Source organism: Flavobacterium psychrophilum (assembly GCA_001708385.1).
Lineage (GTDB): Bacteria > Bacteroidota > Bacteroidia > Flavobacteriales > Flavobacteriaceae > Flavobacterium > Flavobacterium psychrophilum_A.
The window spans coordinates 3,081,724-3,105,402 of sequence record CP012388.1 but is presented as its reverse complement, the minus strand read 5'-3'; the positions used below and the strand labels follow the sequence as shown (position 1 = coordinate 3,105,402).

The 23,679-nt window shown below is 38.4% G+C and carries 19 protein-coding genes and 1 pseudogene; 9 read left to right on the top strand and 11 right to left on the bottom strand.

The window, feature by feature from the left end; all coding sequences use genetic code 11:
- Nucleotides 1-5: 5 nt before the first annotated feature.
- Together ALW18_13560 and ALW18_13555 are read right to left on the bottom strand one after the other, a co-directional pair.
- Nucleotides 6-482 carry a 30S ribosomal protein S7 gene (locus tag ALW18_13560; protein AOE53457.1) on the bottom strand — a complete coding sequence of 159 codons (477 nt, stop codon included), beginning with the start codon at nt 480-482 and terminating at the stop codon, nt 6-8.
- A 26-nt stretch (nt 483-508) separates the two neighbouring features.
- Nucleotides 509-889 carry a 30S ribosomal protein S12 gene (locus tag ALW18_13555; protein AOE53456.1) on the bottom strand — a complete coding sequence of 127 codons (381 nt, stop codon included), beginning with the start codon at nt 887-889 and terminating at the stop codon, nt 509-511.
- A gap of 179 nt (nt 890-1,068) precedes the next feature.
- On the opposite strand from ALW18_13555, the gene ALW18_13550 reads away from it, so the two are divergent.
- From ALW18_13550 to ALW18_13530, 5 genes and pseudogenes are all read left to right on the top strand, one after another.
- A complete protein-coding gene (locus ALW18_13550; protein AOE53455.1) occupies nt 1,069-2,733 on the top strand; it encodes a hypothetical protein in 1,665 nt (554 codons plus the stop codon).
- A 116-nt stretch (nt 2,734-2,849) separates the two neighbouring features.
- Nucleotides 2,850-5,999 (top strand): TonB-dependent receptor, encoded by a 3,150-nt coding sequence (locus tag ALW18_13545; GenBank protein AOE53454.1) that lies wholly within the window; start codon nt 2,850-2,852, stop codon nt 5,997-5,999.
- 10 nt (nt 6,000-6,009) lie between these two features.
- Nucleotides 6,010-7,728 carry a hypothetical protein gene (locus tag ALW18_13540; protein ID AOE54415.1) on the top strand — a complete coding sequence of 573 codons (1,719 nt, stop codon included), beginning with the start codon at nt 6,010-6,012 and terminating at the stop codon, nt 7,726-7,728.
- Between the two features lie 536 nt (nt 7,729-8,264).
- A pseudogene (locus ALW18_13535) lies at nt 8,265-8,582 on the top strand (hypothetical protein).
- Nucleotides 8,583-8,734: 152 nt separating this feature from the next.
- Entirely contained in the window at nt 8,735-10,393 is a 1,659-nt protein-coding gene (locus tag ALW18_13530) for a hypothetical protein (protein ID AOE53453.1), read from the top strand.
- Nucleotides 10,394-10,504: 111 nt separating this feature from the next.
- Here ALW18_13530 and ALW18_13525 read toward each other — a convergent pair whose 3' ends face one another.
- On the bottom strand, nt 10,505-13,243 hold the full coding sequence (locus ALW18_13525) for a metallophosphoesterase (GenBank protein ID AOE53452.1): 2,739 nt from the start codon (nt 13,241-13,243) through the stop codon (nt 10,505-10,507).
- A 195-nt stretch (nt 13,244-13,438) separates the two neighbouring features.
- Between ALW18_13525 and ALW18_13520 the strand changes: the two genes are divergently transcribed.
- Nucleotides 13,439-14,173, top strand: coding sequence for an RNA methyltransferase (locus ALW18_13520; protein ID AOE53451.1), 735 nt, complete (start codon nt 13,439-13,441; stop codon nt 14,171-14,173).
- Between the two features lie 3 nt (nt 14,174-14,176).
- Here the strand turns inward: ALW18_13520 and ALW18_13515 are convergent, their stop codons facing one another.
- The gene (locus tag ALW18_13515; protein AOE53450.1) at nt 14,177-14,986 is read right to left on the bottom strand and encodes a hypothetical protein; all 810 of its coding nucleotides are present in this window, start codon (nt 14,984-14,986) and stop codon (nt 14,177-14,179) included.
- 162 nt (nt 14,987-15,148) lie between these two features.
- Here ALW18_13515 and ALW18_13510 point away from each other — a divergent pair, with 162 nt between their 5' ends.
- Entirely contained in the window at nt 15,149-16,423 is a 1,275-nt protein-coding gene (locus ALW18_13510) for an AAA family ATPase (GenBank protein AOE53449.1), read from the top strand.
- Nucleotides 16,424-16,488: 65 nt separating this feature from the next.
- Here the strand turns inward: ALW18_13510 and ALW18_13505 are convergent, their stop codons facing one another.
- From ALW18_13505 to ALW18_13475, 7 genes are all read right to left on the bottom strand, one after another.
- A complete protein-coding gene (locus ALW18_13505) occupies nt 16,489-17,220 on the bottom strand; it encodes a hypothetical protein (GenBank protein AOE53448.1) in 732 nt (243 codons plus the stop codon).
- A 5-nt stretch (nt 17,221-17,225) separates the two neighbouring features.
- The gene (locus tag ALW18_13500; GenBank protein AOE53447.1) at nt 17,226-17,915 is read right to left on the bottom strand and encodes a haloacid dehalogenase; all 690 of its coding nucleotides are present in this window, start codon (nt 17,913-17,915) and stop codon (nt 17,226-17,228) included.
- On the bottom strand, nt 17,915-18,409 hold the full coding sequence (locus ALW18_13495; GenBank protein AOE53446.1) for a hypothetical protein: 495 nt from the start codon (nt 18,407-18,409) through the stop codon (nt 17,915-17,917). Before ALW18_13495 ends, ALW18_13500 begins: the two co-directional genes overlap by 1 nt.
- Nucleotides 18,402-19,739 (bottom strand): permease, encoded by a 1,338-nt coding sequence (locus tag ALW18_13490; GenBank protein AOE53445.1) that lies wholly within the window; start codon nt 19,737-19,739, stop codon nt 18,402-18,404. Before ALW18_13490 ends, ALW18_13495 begins: the two co-directional genes overlap by 8 nt.
- Nucleotides 19,733-20,362, bottom strand: a complete 630-nt coding sequence (locus ALW18_13485) for an ABC transporter ATP-binding protein (GenBank protein ID AOE54414.1) — start codon at nt 20,360-20,362, stop codon at nt 19,733-19,735. Before ALW18_13485 ends, ALW18_13490 begins: the two co-directional genes overlap by 7 nt.
- 64 nt (nt 20,363-20,426) lie before the next feature.
- Nucleotides 20,427-20,810: a hypothetical protein gene (locus ALW18_13480; GenBank protein AOE53444.1), complete on the bottom strand. Its 384-nt coding sequence runs from the start codon at nt 20,808-20,810 to the stop codon at nt 20,427-20,429.
- 171 nt (nt 20,811-20,981) lie between these two features.
- Nucleotides 20,982-21,413 (bottom strand): hypothetical protein, encoded by a 432-nt coding sequence (locus tag ALW18_13475; GenBank protein ID AOE53443.1) that lies wholly within the window; start codon nt 21,411-21,413, stop codon nt 20,982-20,984.
- A 148-nt stretch (nt 21,414-21,561) separates the two neighbouring features.
- On the opposite strand from ALW18_13475, the gene ALW18_13470 reads away from it, so the two are divergent.
- Complete coding sequence (locus ALW18_13470; protein AOE53442.1) at nt 21,562-22,569, top strand: aldo/keto reductase; 1,008 nt, start codon at nt 21,562-21,564, stop codon at nt 22,567-22,569.
- 19 nt (nt 22,570-22,588) lie between these two features.
- Nucleotides 22,589-23,626, top strand: a complete 1,038-nt coding sequence (locus ALW18_13465) for a hydroxyacid dehydrogenase (GenBank protein AOE53441.1) — start codon at nt 22,589-22,591, stop codon at nt 23,624-23,626.
- Nucleotides 23,627-23,679: the final 53 nt, after the last annotated feature.

The following is a 23,679-nucleotide window of genomic DNA, read 5'->3' as shown; positions in this document are numbered from 1 at the left end:
ACGAATTAAAATCTAAAGTGAGAGAATGCTTTGTTAGCTTCTGCCATTTTGTGAGTATCCATTCTCTTTTTAACAGCAGCACCTTCTTCTTTAGCAGCAGCTAAAACTTCAGACGCCAGTCTTTGAGCCATAGATTTCTCGTTTCTTCTTCTTGCATAAAGAATCATCCATTTCATCGCCATAGATATTTTTCTATCCGGACGAATCTGCATTGGAATCTGGAATGTAGCACCACCTACCCTACGGCTACGTACTTCTACGTGAGGCATAACGTTAGTTAGAGCATCTTTCCAAATCTCTAAAGCTGATTTTTCAGCATCTTGTTTCTTAGACTCAACGATATCAATTGCATCGTAGAATACTTTGAAAGCAGTTGATTTTTTACCATCCCACATTAGGTTGTTTACAAAACGTGTAACTAATTGGTCGTTAAACCTTGGATCTGGCAAAAGAGGTCTTTTTTTGGCCTGTCTTTTTCTCATGTCTTTACTTTAAAAGTTTTTTAAAATTACTTTTTGTCTTTAGGGCGTTTAGCACCGTACTTAGATCTCCTTTGTGTTCTTCCGCTAACACCTGCAGTGTCAAGCGCTCCGCGCACAATGTGATACCTAACTCCCGGTAAATCTTTTACCCTTCCGCCTCTAACTAATACTATCGAGTGCTCTTGTAGATTGTGTCCCTCTCCAGGAATGTAAGCATTCACCTCATTACCGTTAGTTAAACGAACCCTTGCAACTTTACGCATTGCAGAATTCGGTTTCTTAGGTGTTGTAGTGTAAACACGTGTACAAACCCCTCTTCTTTGAGGGCAAGAATCTAAAGCAGCCGATTTACTCTTCTTAGTTATCTGGGCTCTCCCTGTCCTTACTAATTGCTGAATTGTTGGCATAATTAATTATAAAAATTCTAATTATTAAAAAACCCGCTTTTTACGGGGTTGCAAATGTATAAATTAAAATCAAAAAAACAAACGTTAAAACATTAATTTTCAAACCTATTGTCTCCCACAAAGCCCTCCACATATTTTTTTTGCTTTTTTTGCGTTATTTTTACGGCTAACAATTTTACGTGAAAAGATTCATCCTAATACTCAATTTACTATTTGTCTTTTTAAAGACAAACGCACAAACCCTTAATTTAAAAATTGAAGGAGTAACCGGCATAGAAACAAAAGTTATTGATTCTGTGTCCTATAAAAACACACATCCAAACGTAAAATCAATTAACGATGAAACCTCCCTGCTTTCAGGAAAATTAACCCGAATGGGTTATCTTGAAAATAATTTGGTTGCCAACACGAAAACAAGCGACAGCACTTTTATTTATAAGTATAGCCTCGGTTCTAAAACAAAATCTATAAATATATACACGAACAACATTAGCTCCGAAATAAAACAGATTATAGGAATACAAAGAGACACCCTAATACTCTCCACTGAAGCTGTAGAAAACTTTATGACCTCAGGTGTTGCTACATTGGAACGCAAAGGCTACTCACTAAGCTCAATGCAATTAACAAACTATCACACCGAAAACAATACCCTAAGCGCAACACTAAAAGTAAAGACAGAAAAGATTAGATTATTGAATGACATCGTTATTGAAGGCTACAAAAAATTCCCCGAAGGCATCAGGAAAAACATAGCAAGACAATATAAAGGCAAAACATTTAATCAGGACAACCTGCAAAGAATTCACAACGACTTTAATGCACTCCGGTTTATAACCCAGTTACGCTATCCGGAAATACTTTTTAAACAAGACACCACCAAGGTATATGTTTATTTGGATAAAGCAAACGCGAATTCTTTTGATGGCTTCATAGGATTCTCTAACGATGATGAAAACAAATTACGCTTTAACGGATACGTTGACCTTGCCCTGAACAACGTTTTAAACACAGGAGAAAAATTTAACTTGTTCTGGAAAAGTGATGGTAATCAACAAACCACATTTAATGCTTCACTCGAATTACCTTACATCTTTAAAAGCCCAATAGGAATAAAAGGAAGCCTGCGCATTTTTAAACAGGATAGTACATTTCAGAATACAGTAACCGACCTTAACATTGGTTATTATTTTAGTTACAATTCGAAATTATTCGGAGGAATCCAGCAATCACAATCGGTAGACATACAAAATCTGAACAGTTCAACATTAAGCGACTACTCCAATTCATTTTACACATCTACCTACGAATTCACAAACTACAACCTTGACGATTTTTTATTCCCCGAAAAGACAGTGCTAATCGCTAAATCAGGAACAGGAAAACGTGACTCTAAAACTGGTAACTCTAATCAATATTTTGCACAGCTTAACTTTTCACACAACATATATCTCAACAGGAGAAACATAATAAATATAAAAAACCAAAGTTATTACCTTAACAGCAACACCTATATAATAAACGAGCTATATAGGTTTGGCGGCATTAATTCAATTCGTGGTTTTAACGAAAACAGTCTGCAGGCTAATCTGCTGACAGCACTTATGGCAGAGTACCGATACGTTCTTAGTTCAAACATGTACATCCACTCCATTACAGACTACGGATATTACCAGGACGAGACTTCAAGCACCAAGAATAATTTGTTAGGATTAGGCTTTGGTTTTGGACTTTTTACCAAAACAGGTCTTTTTAATATTATATATGCTAATGGAAGCACTAAAGACCAGCAAATCAAACTATCTAATTCCATTATACACATTAGCTTTAAAGCCAGGTTTTAACACTTAGACCTACATTAAATCACAAAATATTACAAAAATTCTAAATTTTATCATAAAAAACTTGTGTAATCCGTTTCTACGTTAGAAATTTGGGAGACTAACTCAAATCTATTTCAATGAAAACAAGGCTTCGTGTTTTGTTAACGCTGCTCATGGCGTTAATGATGCAAATCTCGTTTGCACAGCAAAGAGCTGTATCCGGTACAGTTAAAGATGAAGGTGGCTTCCCGATCCCGGGAGTTAATGTACTTATTAAAGGCACCACTTCAGGAACCCAAACAGACCTTGACGGTAAATTTACAATTCAGGCCGCTCCTACCGATGTGCTGGTATTTAGCTACATTGGTATGAAAAGCAGGGAATCGCTTGCTGTCTCAACAACACTCAACATTACTTTAGCCGACGAAGCTACAGAACTTGAAGGAGTCGTTGTAACCGCTTTTGGTATTAAGAGAAATCCTAAAGACTTAGGATATTCTGTTAGTAGCATTAAAAACACTGACGTTACAGAAAACTCGGAACCGGATTTAGTTCGTGCCATTAATGGTAAGGTTCCCGGGGTTAACGTTAATGTATCTACAGGGGTTGCCGGTGCGGCTAACCAAATCACAATTAGGGGTATTACCAGTCTTACAGGTAATACACAACCGCTAATTATCGTTGATGGTGTAGCTTACAGCAGCACAGAGGTAACAACATCAAGCCAAGTGACTGGCGGTGGTGGTTACGAAAGTGCTTTATCTTCATTAGACCCTAATGACATCGCGTCGATCAACGTTCTTAAAAGTACGGCTGCATCTGCACTTTACGGATCGAGAGCAATGAATGGTGTAATCGTTATTACTACAAAATCGGGTTCACCGGGAAGTAACACGAACAATAAAATGAGTGTTAACTTTAGCAACGGAACATATTTTGAAAACATTGCTAATTTACCTGATTACCAAAACACGTATGGAGCAGGATCTAACTTCCAGTACAGTAATGCTAACGGATCATGGGGTCCGCGTTTTGACTCTCTTGAAACAATTCCTACATGGACAAATTTAGCCAATGCGTTTCCTAATCAATTTGGTCCAACAGTACCATATGTTGCAAAACCAAACAACGTTAAAGATTTGTTTAGAACAGGTACAGTACTTGAAAACTCCCTTAACCTTAATTACACAGGAGAAAACGGAAACTTTAACGTTACTGTTTCAGACCTTGACCAAAACGGTTACATACCTTACAACACGTATGACAGGACGTCATTTTCAACAGGTGGTACGTTTAAATTGAAAAACGGCCTAACGGTGGGTGGTAACATGAGTTACTCAACTACCGAACAAGTAGGTGGTTTCTTTGGTGAAACACAGTACGACGGAGCTTCATCATCTTTTGCAAGAACACTTTTCCTTGCAAGGAACTGGGATTTTAATTTACCTTACGAAGATCCTGTTACAGGCGCAAGTGTAGTTCCAAACGCAGGATACGATCACCCACTATGGTCTTTACAACATGACCAGATTACTACAAACACACAAAGAACAGTTGTGGGCGTTAACTTGTCGTACGCATTTAATGATAATATATCTGCTTCATACCGATTAGGTATTAACAAATATAATCTTGATCGTAGAGAGATAAGAGATAAAAACTCAAGAGCAGACCAGGGAGTAGGTTCAATCACCGCAGACCAGTTTACTAATGAAGATATAGAATCAACCTTATTGGTTAACTTCAATTATAAACTTAGCGATAAGATTGGTTTCCAAGGTATTTTAGGTAATAACTCTTTCCAAAATAGTACTACAAGGAGTGCTTTTTACGGACGTGACTTAATTGTTGAAGATGTTTACAGTTTGCGTAACACTAAAACTATTACTAACCTGGCTGACGGTACAACCAGAAAAAGAGTAGTTGGAGTGTTTGCAGATGCGACATTCTCTTATGATGAATGGTTATTTCTTAACGGTACTGCCAGAAATGACTTTTCATCAACACTACCGACTAATAATCGTTCTTATTTCTACCCATCAGGAAGTTTATCAGTTATCTTAACTGAAGCACTAAAAATGGACAGCAAAGTTTTAACATTTGCTAAATTAAGAACCAGTTATGCAAAAGTAGGACGTGATACAGGCGCAGAGGTTTTAAGTAGAAACTTTTTACTAAACAACGCCTTTAATGGAAATCCTGCTGTGAGTAATCCATCTACCCTAACAGACTTAGACTTAAAACCTGAGTTTGCCAATGAATTTGAAATAGGTACTGACCTTGAATTCTTTAATAGAAGAATTGCTGTAGACTTTACCTACTACAATAAGAAAGCAGAAGATCTTATATTACCGGTAACTGTTCCTGCATCTTCAGGATACTCACAATATCTTACCAATGGAGCATCTATGACAAATAAAGGTATTGAGATTGGATTGACACTTGTACCTATCCAGACGGAAAACTTTAAATGGACATGGACAACTAACTTTACTAAAAACAAAAATGAAGTTACCAAATTATACGAAGGTCTTGACAGGTCTCAATTAGATCCTAATGAAGTTGCTTACGCAATTCCGGGCCAGCCATTTGGTGTATTCTATGGTACCCGTTTCGCAAGAGACGAACAAGGTAATTACCTTATTAACCCATCTACAGGAGGTATCGTACAGGATCCTGAACTTGGAATTATTGGTGACCCTAATCCAGATTTCAAAATGAACTTTATTAACAGCTTTACTTATAAAGGCTTAACATTAAGAGCTCAGATTGACTGGAAAGAAGGCGGAGATGTATCATCTTCAACTATCGAATCATTATTAGGACGTGGTGTGACTAAAGACACAGAGAACAGGGAGGTAACACACGTTATTCCTGGATTCTATGGAAATAATGACGGAACACCTGTACTGGACGCTAACGGAAACAAAATTCCTAACACAACACAGCTTAGTACTTTTGAATTGTATTTCTCACCTTCAGGAAGTAATACTTTCGCAATTAACAGTGTTGATGAAGCAAGAGTTTACGATGGTACGGTTTATAGGTTAAGAGAATTGAGCCTAACGTATGACCTACCTGCAAAATGGCTTGAAAAAACGCCTTTCGGACGAGTTAGTTTTGGTTTCATCGCTAACAACCTTTGGTATTGGGCACCTAACGTACCTAAATATACAAACTTTGACCCTGAGACAACAAGTTATGGCTCTACTAACCTGCAAGGTATAGAGGTTTCAGCTGCACCAACAGCAAAACGATATGGTTTCAGACTTAATATATCTTTCTAAAAATTTAGCAATGAAAATAATAAAATATACTAAATACGGTCTCGTAGCGCTAGTCACTACGATTTTAGCAGTAGGATGTTCAGACTCTTACTACGACGTAAATATAGATAAAGACAGCCCTAGTGTTGCTCCTCTTGGTGCGCTTCTAACAGATACACAGGTTGCTCTTGGCGCAGTTGGTGATTTCCAATTTTATACTGGCGACATCATGTCTGTTTACACACACCAGCTGGTTGTGCGTGAAGAACCGGATCAATACGGTACAAAGGTTGATAATATCAATCTGAACAATGATTGGAATAATGTGTACCTGACCCTAACTAACCTACAAAGTATAATAAAACAGGGAACTGCCGACAATGAACAAATATACGTAGGTATAGCGCAATTGGAAAAAGCATACCTTATGGCTTTTGCAGTAGATACATGGGGTGACGTACCATTTAGTGAAGCTACACGATTAGAGGAAGGTGTAATTGCTCCGAAATTTGATGACCAGCAAGAGATTTATGCTGCAGTTCTTGACCTGATAGAAGAAGCAAAAACTAACCTTGCTTCAGGTGAAGGTGTTGCACCATCTACCAATGATATTTTCTATCAGGGAGATACTGATAAATGGATACGCTTTGCGAACACCTTTAAATTAAAGCTTTACAACCAGATACGTAATACATCTTTATTCAACAGTGCAGATTTTAATGCATTAGTATCTGAAGATAATTTTATGCAATCAAATGCAGATGATTTTGAGTTTACACACACCACTAATTCAACACCTTCAGACGAAAGAAACAGGTATTTCGTAAATTCTTACGGAGGCACTCAATTCTCGACGTACCAAAGCCCTTGGTTCTATGAGATTTTAAAAGGTATGAATCCAAACATCCACAATGGTAATCCGGATCCGCGTATACCTTATTATTTCTTTAACCAGCTCCTGCCAGGTCAATTCCCACCAGATCAAGGAGATCCTGCAACAGGAAATCCTAAAGCTGACTACTGGGACTCATCAACAGGATTCTTCAGTATTCGTTTCGGAAGCACTGGTCCGTGGAGAGATGCAAGCGCGGAAGGTTCATATACTTATCCAGGTATTTTTCCTACTGGCGGCAGATATGATGATGGCCTTGGTTACAGAGACTCATCTGGTAAGAAAATTGAAATTGATATCAATGGAGGAACAGGCCGTGCACCGAAAAGAATCCTTACGTACGATGAGTTCCTTTACATTAAAGCCGAGCTAATGCTGGCAGGTGCTATGACAGGAGATGCAGGCGCACAACTGCAGGAAGCTATGACTGCAAGTTTTGCTAAAGTAGATAAAGTAGCAGAAGCTGCTAAACTATCGACACAGACTGTGCCTAAAATTGCAGGAACGGCTGCGGCAAACACATTTATTACTAACGTAATGACAGAATATACCGCCGGAAGCGCAGATAAGAAACTGGAAATAATTATGACCCAAAAATGGGTTGCTACTTTTGGAGACCCTGCTGATCAATATGTTGATTACAGAAGAACAGGATACCCTGTTCTTGCAAATCCTAACGGAGCTTCGCCTGAGTATCAATTGAATAATAATGACGGTTTCCCTCTGATTGATTCGCAAACAGTACTAAATAACCCTTACCAGTTATCTTTATTCTGGCCACAGGCAGAATTAAACTCAAATGCAAGTGCTCCTGCACAGAAAAATGTTGCGACCTACACGATATTCTGGGATAACTAAAAACATAAACCATGAAAAAAATAAAATTAATAATTGCATCATTATTCTCTTTAGCACTGGTGCTATCGTGTAATGATGACGGAGGAGACTCTAAACTAAACCTCACTACGGGGGCTGTACCTGATATTCAAAAAGCAGAAGGAAGTGAAGCGTTTATCAATTTAAGCAGTCTTCAGGATGGAAATGACATAGCCATGTCTTTAAATCTTACCATTGCTCGAGGTTTAAGCGAAGTATCATCTGTAGATGTTGTTGGATATTATATTAAAGCAGATGGAACTGTTGAAAAAGGAATCTTAGCTGAAGATCTAACAAGTTTCCCAACTGTTGTTAATATAACAAGAGACGTATTATTCAATGGTTTTACGTCAATAAATAGTGCGGATGACCTTGCAATTGGCGATCAACTAAAGGTTTCTACCGACATTACTCTAAAAAATGGGCAAATCATAAATCTGTTAAACGCAGATGGATCTCAAAATTACGGACCAGATATCTCAAATTCAACTAGTTTCTTTAGAGTATTTCAAACCTACCTAGTATCTTGTCCATCAGACTTAGGTGGCACATATTCGTTTACCACAACTAATGTTGGTGAGCCGGGAGGCGCAACAGTGGCAGGTCCTTTGACCGGCACAGTTACTCTTGAGGATACAGGCGGAGGTATATACGACATCTCTGATGCTTCATTTGGCGGTTTTCTAGCATTATATGGACCTTCAGATGGCACGGCATTAAACGTTACTTTAATCGACGTGTGTGGTACATTATCTTTTGGAGCGGCAGATCAATACGGTTCAATTTATAATATTAGTGATGTTGTTGTTGAAGGAAGTAGTCTTTCTTTTCACTGGGATAACGATTACGGAGAATATGGAGACACAACACTTACCAGGACAGATGGAACAGACTGGCCGCCTTTAGTTTCGGCAGAATAAACATAAAAAGGTTCAAGGCTTTTGATAGCCTTGAACCTTTTTTTTTCACCAATCAAACAATCAACCGTATGAAAAAAATTACAATTTCACTATTCTTAATTGTCGCAATTTTTAGTCACATTAAAAGTTACTCACAGGTAACCTTAACAATACAAAATCTACAATACACCAAAAATGGTCAAACTATCAATGCTTCAAATTGTGGACTTATAGACTTAGGCACAAGTTCAAGTTCAAACATAAATTTCGTTGTGAATCTATCAAAATCAAACGAGTTAGCAGTTGGAACAGGAACAGTAAAAATATTTACGAAAAAATCAGATTCTGATTTTGAACAGGAAAATACATCTCAAGCTATACCATCGACAAGTTGGAACTCAGGAAGCCCTTCAACAGCGTCATCAACTCCATTCTCATTTAACATTAACTCAAACAACTTTAATACGACAGGAGGAACACTATATGCCAAATTTTACAATAGTAGCGGAACTTTATCAGGAACATCATGTAATTATCAGATAAAAAAAGAACAAACTCCAACATTTAATTTAATTCCTGCTTCATTTCAGATTGCTTGCGGAAGTACTACTAGCCAAACATTTACTGTAAACAATGTTTATAATACGCCTGGTACGATTTCTTACCAATGGACTGCTACTGGATGGATAAACCCAATTAATGGAAGTTCAACATTTACAACGACAACCAACACTATAACACTAACTCCTGCTTCAGCAACAGCTTTACCATCAAATGTATCTGTAAGACCTGTTCTCAATGGTGTAAATCAACCGACAAAAACTTGCACTGTTAGCAGGACAGCCATAAATCAATCAGGAACTTTATCTGGCAGTACCACTCTATGTTCTACGGGAACATATACGTTAACTGGCGTAGAACCTTCAAACACGATTACGTGGACCTTAACAAGCCAAAATGTAGCATCATTAAGTAGTTCTACTGGCTCCTCGGTACAACTATCAAAAATTGGCGATGGTTTTGTTACACTTATCGCTACTATAAAAAATTCTTGTAATCAAACGTACTTAAAGAGTATAGAAATTTATTCCGGGTTACCTAGTCCCCCAACTCTTTTAAGTGCATCTGGATACCCGTATACAATGTTTGATCTTCCGATGAATTGTGACTTAGACACAACATGGATGTTTAGCACCAACAATACACAAGAGAAATCAACACAACTAAGATTTACATATTGGACTACCAGAGGACCAGCAACCTACGTCTACAAAAACGTAAATCAATACGGGTACGCCACCGTAACAGCGTCTGAACTCGGTCTTACTACAGGAAATACCAGAACTGTGCACGTACAAGCAAATAACGTTTGTGGCTATGGACCATCAATGAATGTAACACTATATAAACCTACCTTATGCCAATGTGGAATAGGCCCAGGTTGTACTGTTGGAAGAATAGCCTATTTATCGGACGAACAAAATCCCGAATCTCAAAACCAAAATATTGAAGGAATTAGCATGTTTCCTAATCCAACCTCAGATATACTAAACATAAATCTAAATCCTGAAATACTATCTTCAAATCCAAAAGTATCAATTTATAATATTTTAGGTCAGCAAAAAAGAAGTATAAATATTACGGAATCTGAAACCAGTATTAATGTCGAAGATCTACAAACCGGAGTATACATCCTAAAAATAGATTATAACGGTATAAGTGAAACAAGAAAAATTTTAAAACAGTAATAGAATTTTAGTTAGTTAAGTTAATATTGAGGATGGCGTAAAGCCATCCTCTTTTTATATACTAAAAAGCTGCCTTATGGCAGCTTTTCATTTAAAAACTAAAACTTCTATTTAATCTACGATAACTTTCACCGTATACACTTTATTAGAGTGTATTTTTAGAATGTACACTCCTGTTGGAAGACTTTGATTTATTAAAGAATAATTATAATCATCTACATTCTTCGACGAATAGAAAAGATTACCTGTCATATCAAACATGTCAATCTGATCAATAGGATATTTTGACTTAATATATGTTTTCTCTCCTTTTTTAGCAGGATTTGGATATACAATTACACCGTTTTGAGACGATGTTTCCGGTAATCCTGCAGTATCTCCCTGCACAACAAACTCAACCCTGTTAGAAACCTCATTATAAGAATCATTGGTAAACATCACGACAAAATACTCTCCTGGTGTTGTGGGTAAATTACTTCCTGTTATTGGCGAAGTTCCTTCAGTTTGCCCGTCAAAATATGTATAGCTAACAAGTGTATTTGCATTAGGGTCATCACCCTCATGATAAATACCCAACCAGTCTTTTATAATACCCGGTGCATCAGTCCATGTGGCAATTATGTTCTCATTCAGGTTATAGATAGTTTTATTGATGCCCAATTGTGTTATTTGTTTTCCTACCTGAAAGAACACCTTATTACCCACCGATTCATATTTATCCATAAGCAAATATTGCGCGTAATAATATCCTTTACCTAATCCGGAGAAAGTTAGGCTTCCTTCAGTTCCAGGGACATAATCCCATTTAGTTGACGGTACAGGCCCTGGTGTTTGACCTACTTTATAAATACCTATCCAGTCTTTGTCAAAGTCTGGCGCATCTTTAAAATCTATGGTAACAGCATCTCCTTCTTCATACACCTCTTTATCAGCCGCCAGCTTAGCAAAAGAACCTACATAAAATTGTATTCTGTCAGCAATTTCGGTATAGCCATCATTTTCAAGCAATGTAGCATAATATAAACCAGGAGTAGCAAGTCCGTTTAGTGTAACATTACCACTAATTTGTCCGTTTGTATATTTCCAAACCTGAGAAGGATTGGCACTACCGGGTGTTTGCCCTGCTTTATAAACAGCAACCCAGTCCTTTGCATTACCCGGAGTATCTGTAAATGAAACTTTAATTGGCGCATTAACAGCATAAGCCAGTGTATCCAATTGAATTAGCGTATTTGCGTAACCACTGTTTATAATATTAAATGATTTTGTCTCACTCCATTCAGACCAGTTCTGGTTACGATCCCTATGCCTTACCTTAACAAAATATTGTCCGTTTGGTATTTCATTTTGTGCCAGTGTAAATTTTGTGATATCGACTCCTAAATGGATATTGGCAGTAGTGTCTACCTGAGTTCCAACAGCTCCAAAAAGATTTTCATAATCCCTGAAAACGTCTTTCTCTATAATATCAAAAGTTTGTGTCTTTCCTATCATAAACTGTGTAGAATTCATTAGTTCCTGAGTAGATGTTGCATATGGGGTGCTTGCAATTGTTAGAGGTAACTCTACATCATTTCCTGTGAATGCATTTGTTATTTGCGGTGTATTAGGAGAAGCCAACCCTTTGTACCTGTGGAATTCATCCATCAACTCATTGTCTTTCCATTTATAAACACTACCTATAGAATAAGCTTCAACATCAAATGTACCTGCATTAACATCTATATCAATAATCTGGTAAATCCAGTTTGATATTGTTTTCTGAACATCATCAAAATCCTGTTCAGCAGCCATCCCCCAATACTGGTCCCAAGCAACACCACCTGAAATAATCTGATAAGTTGGCGTGTTCTTAAGCTGCCCTCTGTGATACAAGTGGTGGTGTGCACCAATATGAAGTACAAGTTTCGGTGATGCAGCAAGTATTGGCATTGCCGAATTACGAACCCATGTAGAAATATCCCCTACATATTGCTCTGCCTGGTAAGGCCTATGTCCCAGTGATACAATCCAGTCTACAGTTTCATCATTGTCCGCCGCAGCTACAACCTGAGATAACCACCCTAATTGCTGCACACTAGTGTGCTCGGTATCCATAGCAATAAACAAGGTGTTACCTACCTGATTAGCATAATAATTTTCTGTTCCGGATGATATTCCTTTATACGACATTCCATCTAGGATATAATGATCGTAATACGCCTGCATTGCAAGTGTACCATACGTTTCGTGATTACCAACAAGCGTTTGAATCGGTAAGTATCCCGAAAGTGCTTTATTCTTTTTAAAGTGTACATTTTCATAATGATCCAGCGTACCAACGTCTACCTGGTCTCCAACCATTACTGTCAATGCAATATTATCTGCAGGATCTGCGTCTATACCCCACTTCTGGGCAATTTTTCTTTTAGCCGATGCTACAAGGGTATCGAATCTTGGCTCGTTTCTCATCTGGTTATCTCCAAGAACAAGAAAACGCAAGTGACCGTCTGCTGTAGCTGCTTGTCCCGGCAATGGCAACGTTTTAAATGAATAGATATCAGATACTGCATTACCCGTTTTTATACGATAGTAATATTTAGTATTAGCTGTAAGCCCATCTATCTTAACTGTATGATAAAAATAGTTATTAGCGTAACCTGTATCGGTAAAAATCTGGTTAGTACCGTTAACGGTATTTGTTAATGCCGTAGCGTTCGTACCATATTGAACAATTGATTCAGGATTGCTCTCTGTTTTCCAGTTTACATAAATAGAATTTGGAGAGGGTGCCTGTAAATAAGGATAAAGGGTTTGTGCCATTCCGGGCATACCCATACATAATAACAATAACAGGTAAAGTTTTTTCATGATTGTAGTGCTATATTTTAATTTTGAAATTGCCACAAAACTATAGTTAGTTTATGTAGAAGAAATTATACAAAGTTTAAATTAGCATGAAGAAACTACAGTCCAAAATGACAGCATATTACCTTAAGATTACCCGTCATGAATTTCTAAAATCAAAAACGGTAAAATCTTAAATCAATATTCTATCTTTGCAAAATGGAAAAAGAACACCAGATATTCGGTATTAGAGCTATTATAGAAGCTATACACGCAGGTAAAGAAATTGATAAGGTATTTATTCAGAAGGACGCCCAAGGCGATTTGATGAAAGACCTTATGAAAGCTATGAAGGCAAACAACGTTAACTTTAGCTATGTTCCTGTAGAAAAACTTAACCGTTTAACACCTAATAATCACCAGGGTGCTGTGGCTACAATCGCCCCTATCTCTTTCCATAATCTGGAAGAGCTTATAGAAAAAGTAATGGAAAGCGGCAAAACCCCACTTTTCCTTATTCTTGACCAGCTTTCTGATGCACGTAATTTTGGCGCTATCATCCGTACTGCAGAATGTACAGGTGTAGACGGCATTATTGTTCAGAAACAGGGCTCTGCTCCTGTTAACGGCGACACGGTTAAAACGTCTGCCGGTGCTGTATTTAATGTGCCTATTTGCAAGGTAGAACACATTAAAGATGCTATTTTCCACCTTCAGGGGTCGGGTATTAAAACCGTTGCCGCTACTGAAAAAACAGAAAATAGCATTTATGATATCGCTCTCAATGAACCTGTAGCTATTATTATGGGGTCTGAAGACAGAGGAATCAACCCTTCTGTTCTTAAAATTGTAGACGAGAAAGCAAAACTACCTATGTTCGGAACAATAGGATCGCTAAACGTATCCGTTGCCTGTGGCGCTTTTCTTTACGAAACTGTTAGACAAAGAGGCTAATCCTTATCTTTTATCATCAATATTTTGTTCCGAAGCAGTATCGTCTGCTTTCGGAACATAATTATATACAATCCTCAGAACGGGAATCTCCCGTGCAGGTGGAGATAAAAATATTGGATCTATCACTTCTATATCTTCCGGCTTAGGTGGATTTACAAAGTTGCCATTATCGTCAAAGCGCTTTATAAAGGCATCGGTTTTCGGATCAAAGTCGGGGCGCTGCCAATCATAAACAATTTGCTTTTTATATTCCGGTGTTTTATAAATTCTTGAGAAAATAAATCCGCTGATTAATCCCCCCAGGTGCCCTTCCCAGGATATACCCTGCTCCACATCCGGAAAAACATACCATATCATTCCGCCATACAATACAATAATAGTTAGAGACAAGGCTACAAGTCTGTAATAACCCGTTTGTATTCCCTTAAAGAACATAAAACTTATCAGCACATATATAAGTCCGCTTGCCCCTATATGGTAGGATTCGCGACCGATAAGCCACGTTATAAACCCGGATAGCAATATACCATATACTAATACCTGCAAAGCCTGATTACGGTAAAAATACCGCAATGCAGCTATAAGCACGACAAGAGTTATTGAGTTGTTATATAAATGCTCCAGGCTGCCATGTAGGAATGGGCTGAATACAATGCCGCGTACACCTTTTAACGTTCTTGGCAATATACCATAGTCATTAAGATATATATGATATTTTATTTCTACCCAATATACCAGCCATAGCGCAAGTACAGAGTATAATGGCCACGCCCAGACGGAGGGAGAAAATTTGAATTCGTTGTTATCGGTCATGTTAAGAGTGACTCAAAAATATATCCAAAGTAAAACAACTGCTAATTTGTCAGAATCTCTAAAACAAAGACGCAGGTTAAAGCCGTTCTGACAGAATAGGATCTGCTTACTTTTAGCATATTATCAACAGCTGAGTAATTAAGAAATCCGTAATTTTACATCATGGAAGCACCTTTGGCAGAACGCATACGCCCACAGCATTTATCGGAATATATAAGCCAGCAACACCTTGTGGGCCCCAATGGCTCGCTTACACACCAGATTGCCCGCGGCATTATACCATCTTTAATTTTATGGGGGCCTCCGGGCACAGGTAAAACCACGCTGGCGCAAATAATGGCGCAGGAGAGCAATCGTCCATTTTATGTACTGAGCGCAATTAATGCAGGTGTAAAAGATGTACGTGAAGTGATAGACAAAGCCAAGCAGAGTGGCGGTTTGTTTACAGCGAAAAATCCAATTTTATTTATTGACGAGATTCACCGTTTTAGCAAATCGCAACAGGACTCGCTTCTTGCCGCAGTAGAAAAAGGCTGGGTTACACTTATTGGAGCCACCACAGAAAACCCTAGTTTTGAAGTTATCCCCGCATTACTTTCACGTTGCCAGGTATATGTTCTTAATGCGTTCACTAAAGAAGACCTCGAAGCATTACTACATCGTGCTATTGCAACTGACACCATGCTTCAATCTAAAAATATTGATCTAAAGGAAACTGAAGCTTTACTTCGCCTGTCGGGAGGTGACGGAAGGAAATTGCTCAATATTTTTGAACTTATTGTAAATGCTTCTGAAGGTGATACTATAGAAATTACGAACGAAAGGGTAATGCAGCTTGTTCAGAAGAATACCGTATTGTATGACAAATCGGGAGAACAGCATTACGACATAATATCTGCTTTTATAAAATCGATGCGTGGCAGCGATCCTAATGGTGCCGTATACTGGCTTGCACGAATGATAGAAGGCGGCGAAGATCTAAAATTCATAGCCCGCCGTATGCTTATTTTGGCTTCGGAAGATATTGGCAATGCCAACCCTACAGCACTCATCATGGCAAACAATACTTTTCAGGCAGTAAGTACTATTGGCTATCCTGAATCAAGAATACTGTTAAGTCAGTGTGCTATTTATTTAGCAACCTCACCTAAGAGCAATGCAAGTTACATGGCTATTGGCAAAGCACAGCAAATAGTAAAGCAAACAGGAGATTTACCTGTGCCGCTGCATCTTCGTAATGCGCCCACTAAATTAATGAAGGAATTGGGCTATGGAGATGAATATAAATATGCCCATGACTACGATAATAATTTTGCCGATCAGGAATTCCTGCCGGACGAAATTAAAAACACCGCTTTTTATGATCCCGGAAATAACTCCAGGGAAAATTCTACCCGCGAATTTTTAAAGAACAGATGGAAAAAGTATGGGTATTAAAGCAGCAAAGTTTCAAAGTAACTAAGTCGAAAACTTTGAAACTTTGAAACTTTGAAACTAAACTACTAGAATTTAATATTCAGTTTTTCTGAAACAAGTTTATCGTTTTGGTAATACTCAAAAATCCAGTCGTTACCCCTTTTAAACACAACTCCATTTTTAGCTTCCGATACTGCTGTATAAGAATCTTGTTGTGATGTTTTGTATATTTTTAAAACAACTTTAGGTGTATTATCAACCAATTGATATCCGTTAGCAATAGGCTGTGCAAAAAGCTGGTTATCATTATTCACTGTCACAGGTGTTGCTGCCTGTTGTGCAACAGGCACCGGCTGTGGAGCGGCTTTTACAGGAGCAGCAGCTACTTCTTTACCAGAATACTTGTAATTTAGCTGGCTTACCGATTGCGAAGCTTCACGCAACGCTTCGTAATAAGCTTTCTGGTAATTTTTTTCTTTACTTCTACCCTCTTGCGATTTAAACACTACAGTTCCGAAACAATCTTTAAGCACAATAACAATATTGGTCCTTAAAATCCCCGATTCGTTTAATACTTCACCATATAGTGCTTTACATTTATCAAGAGCCAATTCGTCAGGTAATTTATCCGAAGAGTAATACGTCTGAAATCCCTGTTTATCAAAAATCATTTTGGTAAGGGAATTAAGGTTGTACTTATTTTCTTCATTTAGCCATTCAAACTTTTTAGGCACAACAACATATTTATAATCATTTATACTCTGGGCAAGGCTGATACCCGAATATAGCATTGCAAAAAATAACACGAACTTTTTCATAGTTTTTATAAGATGTTTTTTAGGTCTAACAGGTGATTTACCTGTTTTATTGAAGGATGGGCTTCATGCTTATGTTCATTAAAGAAAATAGCGTCAAGTCCGCAGTTTAGTGCTCCCTGAACATCGGCCTCTATACAATCGCCAATCATAATACTATTTTCTCTCGCAACATTCGCTGCTTTTAAGGCATATTCAAAAATTCCGGCATTTGGCTTTTTACAGCCTGCAAGCTCAGAATTTGTTACCGTATCAAAATAGTGACCTATATTAGAATTTGTAAGTTTACGTTCCTGTACGACATCAGGGCCGTTAGTAATAATGTGCAGGCTGTATTTCGGTTTTAAGTATTCCAAAATTTCAATCGCACCTTCGTAAAGATGATTATTTACAGGAAGCAGTTCAATATACTCCTCCGAAATTGCATGTAGCAATTCGTCGTCCGCAGCAAAGTTTAATAACTTGAAGGTATCCCGTAATCTGCCGTAACGCAGATCCTGCTGTGTAATTTCACCATCGCGATATAACTTCCAATACTGGGCATTAATTGGTGAAAAGTGCAAGTTAAACTCAGCATGCGATACCCCTATATTATACTTTTCTATAATTACCTCAAAAGCGAGTGCAGAATTCTTCTCGAAGTCCCAAAGTGTATGGTCGAGATCAAAAAACACAGCCTTTTTACCGGTTAACTTCATTAGTTGCCTTTTGTAATTACAGCATTATCAATGTGGTAAATCCAATCATCTACATCGGCATCATTGTACCTGAATGTTCCCTGAAGCGTCACATATTGATCGGTCTTCAGTTTCATATTCGGATTTTTAAACTTGATACCCATAATAGTTTCAGGTCCCGCCTGACCACAGAAGAAGCAAGATGCAAATACATTTTTACTTAGCGCGTAGTTCTTATTATCTATAGGGATAATAAACCCGCTCATAGTGATTGGCTTCTTGTTTTTGGTTTTAAGCGTAGGGTTAATTACCGGGAACATAACGCCTTCCGGATAATCTTTACTAGGCTTTTTAAGGTATTTTATCTGAGCTAAAAGCTTCCAGGTAAGTGTGTCTGATGCTGTAATATAAGTAGCTTCACCCGCCTTAGCTTCCCTTACAGAAGCAGGCTTTCCTGCCGACATAAAAACAATTCCTGCTGCAAGCAGGGCAATAAAAAAATAAGACTTACGCATTTGCAAGTGTTTTAGAAATATTTAAACTATACGCTTTTACAGCCGGTATAACCGCTGCTAAAATCCCTACAAAGATAGTGAGCAGAAACAAATATCCTTCTTTCTCCCACACAAACTCTAACGGATTAAATGACATTTTGAATTCGTCCTCAGATGAACCCGAAATAAACACTAGTGCTACCCTCCCAACAATCGTTCCAAACACGAATCCGGTAACGCATAAAAGCAGGCTTTCTATAAGAACAAGCGATAATAGTTGTAAACGGCTGGCTCCATTAACGCGTAACAATGCAAATTCGTATTTTCTTTCTTTTAAAGTATTGAAAAGCGCAATAAAAATACTAATGCCTGATATTACCATAATGCCAATGGCGAGGTAGCGTAGTGCATCAAGCCCAATACCAAATAACGAGAACAACCTATTAATTTCTATAGCCGGCGATGCTGCCTGCATTTTAGTATTTTGTGCAATTATTCTAGGCCAGGTTACAATTCCCATCTTACTGCGAAATTTTACAAGCACAGCGGTGATCTCTTTACCTTCTTCACTAATGGTAGCTTCTTCATGCCCATGTTCGTGGTTATGTGCTTCTTCTGCGTGGTCATCGTGGTCGTGCCCTTCGTGATCGTGATCATGTGCATCGGTTACAGCTTCATGGTCGTGGTCATGTTCTTCATGGTCGTGATCGTGAGTCTCTTCACCTTCTTCGTGCTCATGGTCATGCATTGCCCATACACTTTGCAGGTTACAAAGAATCAGGTTGTCTACAACTTTACCTGTTGGCGAAGCAATACCCGTAACAATGTATGCCTGATGATCGTGCACTTCGCCTTCTTCGGCATCTCCATGAGAACCAAAAAATTTGTCACCTACTTTCATTCCAAGCTTCTGTGCGATAGAACTCCCCACTACTACCTCAAAATTGTTTCCAAATACTTTACCGTTTTTTACCTCGGCACCATATTTTGTAAGATAGTCGGGGGTTGTCCCAACTATACGGAACCCTCTATAGTTGTCCCCAAAAGATAACGGAATAGCCGTTTCCACAAAGGGGTGTTTCATCCATTTTTTAGCTTCGGTATAATCAATGTTACCTGTTGGCGCATCAACCTGGTATACCGAAGATAATATTAACTGTAACGGACTTCCCTGTGCACCAAGCACAATATCAATCCCGTCTATATTATCACTAAATTTCTTTTCGAATTGTTCCTGCAGTAAGATTAGCAGGGTTATAATTGCAACACTCGCTGTAAGTAATATAATGCTGAGTGCTGTATTTAATGGCTTAAACCAAATGTTTTTCCAGGCAATTTTAGTAATCATGATAAAGATATTTGGTTAGGAAAACGGTCTTTTAGCCTTTGGTCATGAGTAACAATTACCAGCGCAGTGCCGTACTGTTTTGCAAGATGCGATAACATATCGGCTACTTTAAAAGCATTTTCATCGTCAAGGCTTGAAGTAGGCTCATCCGCCAAAAGGAGCTTTGGCTCATTGATAAGTGCCCGTGCGATAGAAACCCTTTGTTGTTGCCCTATACTAAGTTGCGAAGGAAGCTTGTGCAAATGAGCCGCAAGGTCAAGCTGTTCTAAAAGCTGCTTTGCTTTTTCTGTAGCTTGTTTCCCTGTTGCCAGCCATGAAGCCAGAACCACATTTTCCAGCACATTTAGCGATGCCACAAAATACGACTGCTGTAACACAAGACCGATATTCTTACCTCTGAAGTGATCCAGTTTTTTTTCTGAAAGCGAAGCTATATTGGTGTTCTCAATGATAACTTCTCCGCTTTGCGGACGCTGCAATCCTCCTAAGAGATGCAGCAGTGTAGTTTTTCCCTTTCCCGAACCGCCCGTTATTAGCAGGCTTTCGCCGGAAGAAGCCGCAATATCCGGAAAACGGAAATCGGTGCTTTTTCCATAAGAAAAGTGTATATTTTTGGTTTGTATCATAGCCATGTTTTATTGAACCTGCAATTTAGTGAAATCATACAGATTATAAAACACAAAAAAAGTATTATGCCTGCGCTCGCTGCCTTTGTTTCATTTCAAAAACAACGATACTTTGCAGCATTCCTTTTTGCTTGTCATCGTTTTCGTAAGTATGGGCAAGACAAACCTCTTCATCCTGTAAGGCTTTAAGGCATTTGGAATAAATAGCCTCACGGCTCTTCATATCTTTTATAGAAAGATCCAGTCTTATTTCCAGAACAGCGCGATGTAAAAGTGGGTCATGTATGTAATGTTTAGAATGTTCGCCGTCGTAATTTTCAGTGAGGTTAAAATCTACCAGTTCAAATTCATGATTTTCAAGCTTGTCGATCACCATTCGGGGGACCTCTTTATCTCTGGCTTCCTCGTCGTCGGGAATATCAAACTCCCCGTCGTACTTAAAGGTCATGGTGTAATTATGCATAGCTTTTTTATTTAAAGGTAAAATTAAAAAAACAAATATCTTTCTATATTAACAGATTGATAATATTAAAAAAAACATAATTTTCTGACAGTAATGCTTAAAGCAAAAACGGTAAGCCTTTACAGCCTACCGTTTCTATTTTTGATTGATGATGATTTATTGTAAAACTATAATTTCCTGCTCAGGAGCTTTTACTCTTATCTTTATAAGATTGTACTGCCAAATACTACCCATTTTACTCGCAACAACGTCCATTTTTGCTTTGCCCTTGTCACCTTTAACCCGTACAGTAAGGTTAACCGATTGTTTGTCATCACTATACTTAACAGTACCCTCGAGTATTGCCATATTATCAACAGGTTCAAGTGTACCCAAAATCTCGATAACTTTATTATTCTCGTTAGATTGCTTTACTGCATTTTCATAAAGTGCCTCATCTTTGTAAGCGGCTGCTAAATCAGATGCACCACCAACCGAACCTGTGGCTACAAGTAGCATCGCCAGAATTACTACAATTACCAAAGACGGAACAAACCATTTCCAGTTATGTTTCATCCAGTTTTTTTCTTCAGATACTTCGTTGTTCATAGCGCGTGTTTTTAGTCTGACGAATAACAATTGTTTTTGTTACATCATCATTTTGGATACAACAACATTTATTTTGAACACTTTTACCAATCGTATTATAGTGAACTTTGTATCAAATAATTATAAATTATATCCAAAATAAAAAAACATGAGTCTAGATAAAGTAAAATTAGGAAGCCAAGGGCTTACGGTACCTAATATAGGCCTTGGTTGCATGGGCATGACTACGATAGCGGGTAATGACATTTATGGCAAAGCAGATGAAACTGAAAGTATCGCAACCATTCATCGCTCACTTGAACTTGGCGGGAATTTTATTGACACAGCCGATTTATATGGCCCGTTACTCAACGAGCGCTTGGTTGCAAAAGCGATTAAGGGTAATCGTGGTAATTATATTGTCGCTACAAAGTTTGGCTACGAAATAGACGACAACGAACAACTTACATGGCGAATTAACGGAAAAAAAGAATATGTAAAAAAAGCAGTTGAACGTTCGCTTAAAAATTTAGGCACCGATCATATTGACCTATATTACCTACACCGTCTCGACCCTGAAACACCTATTGAAGAAACTGTAGGCGCTATGGCAGATTTGGTAAAAGAGGGCAAAATTGGTTACATCGGTTTATCTGAAGTTGGATCCGAAACACTTAAATTAGCACATAACGTGCATCCAATTACAGCATTACAAACAGAATACTCACTTTTTGAACGTACAGTAGAAGAAACAGGAATCTTGAATACTATTAACGAACTTGGTATTGGCTTTGTTCCTTACTCACCTCTGGGAAGGGGATTTATTTCGGGTGATATAAAAACACCTGAAGATTTTCCTGAAAATGATTTCAGGAGAGGAATTCCTAAATTTCAAGGAGAACAATTCAATAAAAACATTGACTTACTTAACGAATTGAATAAGCTGTCTGCCGAGAAAAATATTACCGCCTCGCAACTTGCCTTAGCTTGGGCCATAAACAAAGGTTTTGTACCGATACCCGGAACCAAGCATATCAAATATATTGAACAAAATATTGCCGCAGCCGCGATTGAATTAACTGTCGAGGAAATGAAAAGGCTGGAAAGCATCATCCCATTAGGCACCACTACAGGAGACAGGTATGATGCGAGCGGGATGCAAATGGTAGGATTATAATATTGAAAAGATTTAAACAATGATACAATCTAAAGGATACGCCGCACAGTCGGCAGAAACAGATCTGGCTCCCTGGAGTTTTGAACGCAGGGATTTACAGCCGCACGATGTACAGATAGAAATTTTATACTGCGGTGTTTGCCATACCGACATTCACCAGACTAAAAATGAATGGTTCTCAGGAATTTTCCCAATGGTGCCAGGCCATGAAATAGTAGGGCGTGTAACGCATGTTGGTAACCATGTAACCAAATTTAAAGCCGGCGACCTTGCCGGTGTCGGCGTAATGGTAGACAGTTGCCGCCACTGTACCGAATGTAACGACGGACAGGAACAATTTTGCGCCGACGGAGTACAGACCTATAACAATTTGGATAAATCCGGTCAGCCTGTTTATGGTGGTTACAGCAACAATAATATTGTTCACGAAAGGTACGTACATCATATTTCAGAAAAGCTGGATCTTGCAGCAGTGGCACCACTACTTTGTGCCGGAATTACTACTTATTCTCCCCTGCGACGATGGGGTGTTCGCAAAGGCCATAAACTAGCCGTTGTAGGTCTTGGCGGATTAGGTCACATGGGCGTAAAATTCGGAGTAGCGTTTGGCGCAGAAGTTACAGTATTAAGTACATCCGAATCGAAAAGGGAAGACGCTAAAAAACTTGGGGCACATCATTTTGTAGTAACTAAAAATGATGATGAAGTAGCCGCAGTGAAAAGTGGTTTTGATTTTATACTGGATACCGTTGCAGCCGACCATGATATTAACCTGTACCTGCCAATGCTAAAAACAAACGGCACCTACATTAATGTTGGCATGCCTCTTGAGCCTTTTAGCGTCCCTTCTTTTTCGTTAGCATCGGGTAACAAAACCGTTACAGGTAGCGGTGCCGGCGGCGTACCTGAAACTCAGGAAATGCTGGACTTTTGCGCAGAGCATAACATTGTGTCTGATATAGAACTAATCGACATTAAAGATATACACACCGCTTACGACAGGATGCTGAAAGGCGATGTACGTTACCGCTTTGTTATAGATATGGCTACGCTTTAATATATTCAATCACAGAAAAGCTATCTTTACGGTAGCTTTTCTATTAAATGCAA

Coding starts and splice junctions, on each gene's coding strand:
- ALW18_13560 (AOE53457.1), bottom strand. CDS start 482: ATGAGAAAAAGACAGGCCAAAAAAAGACCTCTTTTGCCAGATCCAAGG.
- ALW18_13555 (AOE53456.1), bottom strand. CDS start 889: ATGCCAACAATTCAGCAATTAGTAAGGACAGGGAGAGCCCAGATAACT.
- ALW18_13545 (AOE53454.1), top strand. CDS start 2,850: ATGAAAACAAGGCTTCGTGTTTTGTTAACGCTGCTCATGGCGTTAATG.
- ALW18_13540 (AOE54415.1), top strand. CDS start 6,010: ATGAAAATAATAAAATATACTAAATACGGTCTCGTAGCGCTAGTCACT.
- ALW18_13530 (AOE53453.1), top strand. CDS start 8,735: ATGAAAAAAATTACAATTTCACTATTCTTAATTGTCGCAATTTTTAGT.
- ALW18_13525 (AOE53452.1), bottom strand. CDS start 13,243: ATGAAAAAACTTTACCTGTTATTGTTATTATGTATGGGTATGCCCGGA.
- ALW18_13520 (AOE53451.1), top strand. CDS start 13,439: ATGGAAAAAGAACACCAGATATTCGGTATTAGAGCTATTATAGAAGCT.
- ALW18_13515 (AOE53450.1), bottom strand. CDS start 14,986: ATGACCGATAACAACGAATTCAAATTTTCTCCCTCCGTCTGGGCGTGG.
- ALW18_13510 (AOE53449.1), top strand. CDS start 15,149: ATGGAAGCACCTTTGGCAGAACGCATACGCCCACAGCATTTATCGGAA.
- ALW18_13505 (AOE53448.1), bottom strand. CDS start 17,220: ATGAAAAAGTTCGTGTTATTTTTTGCAATGCTATATTCGGGTATCAGC.
- ALW18_13500 (AOE53447.1), bottom strand. CDS start 17,915: ATGAAGTTAACCGGTAAAAAGGCTGTGTTTTTTGATCTCGACCATACA.
- ALW18_13495 (AOE53446.1), bottom strand. CDS start 18,409: ATGCGTAAGTCTTATTTTTTTATTGCCCTGCTTGCAGCAGGAATTGTT.
- ALW18_13485 (AOE54414.1), bottom strand. CDS start 20,362: ATGATACAAACCAAAAATATACACTTTTCTTATGGAAAAAGCACCGAT.
- ALW18_13480 (AOE53444.1), bottom strand. CDS start 20,810: ATGACCTTTAAGTACGACGGGGAGTTTGATATTCCCGACGACGAGGAA.
- ALW18_13475 (AOE53443.1), bottom strand. CDS start 21,413: ATGAACAACGAAGTATCTGAAGAAAAAAACTGGATGAAACATAACTGG.
- ALW18_13470 (AOE53442.1), top strand. CDS start 21,562: ATGAGTCTAGATAAAGTAAAATTAGGAAGCCAAGGGCTTACGGTACCT.
- ALW18_13465 (AOE53441.1), top strand. CDS start 22,589: ATGATACAATCTAAAGGATACGCCGCACAGTCGGCAGAAACAGATCTG.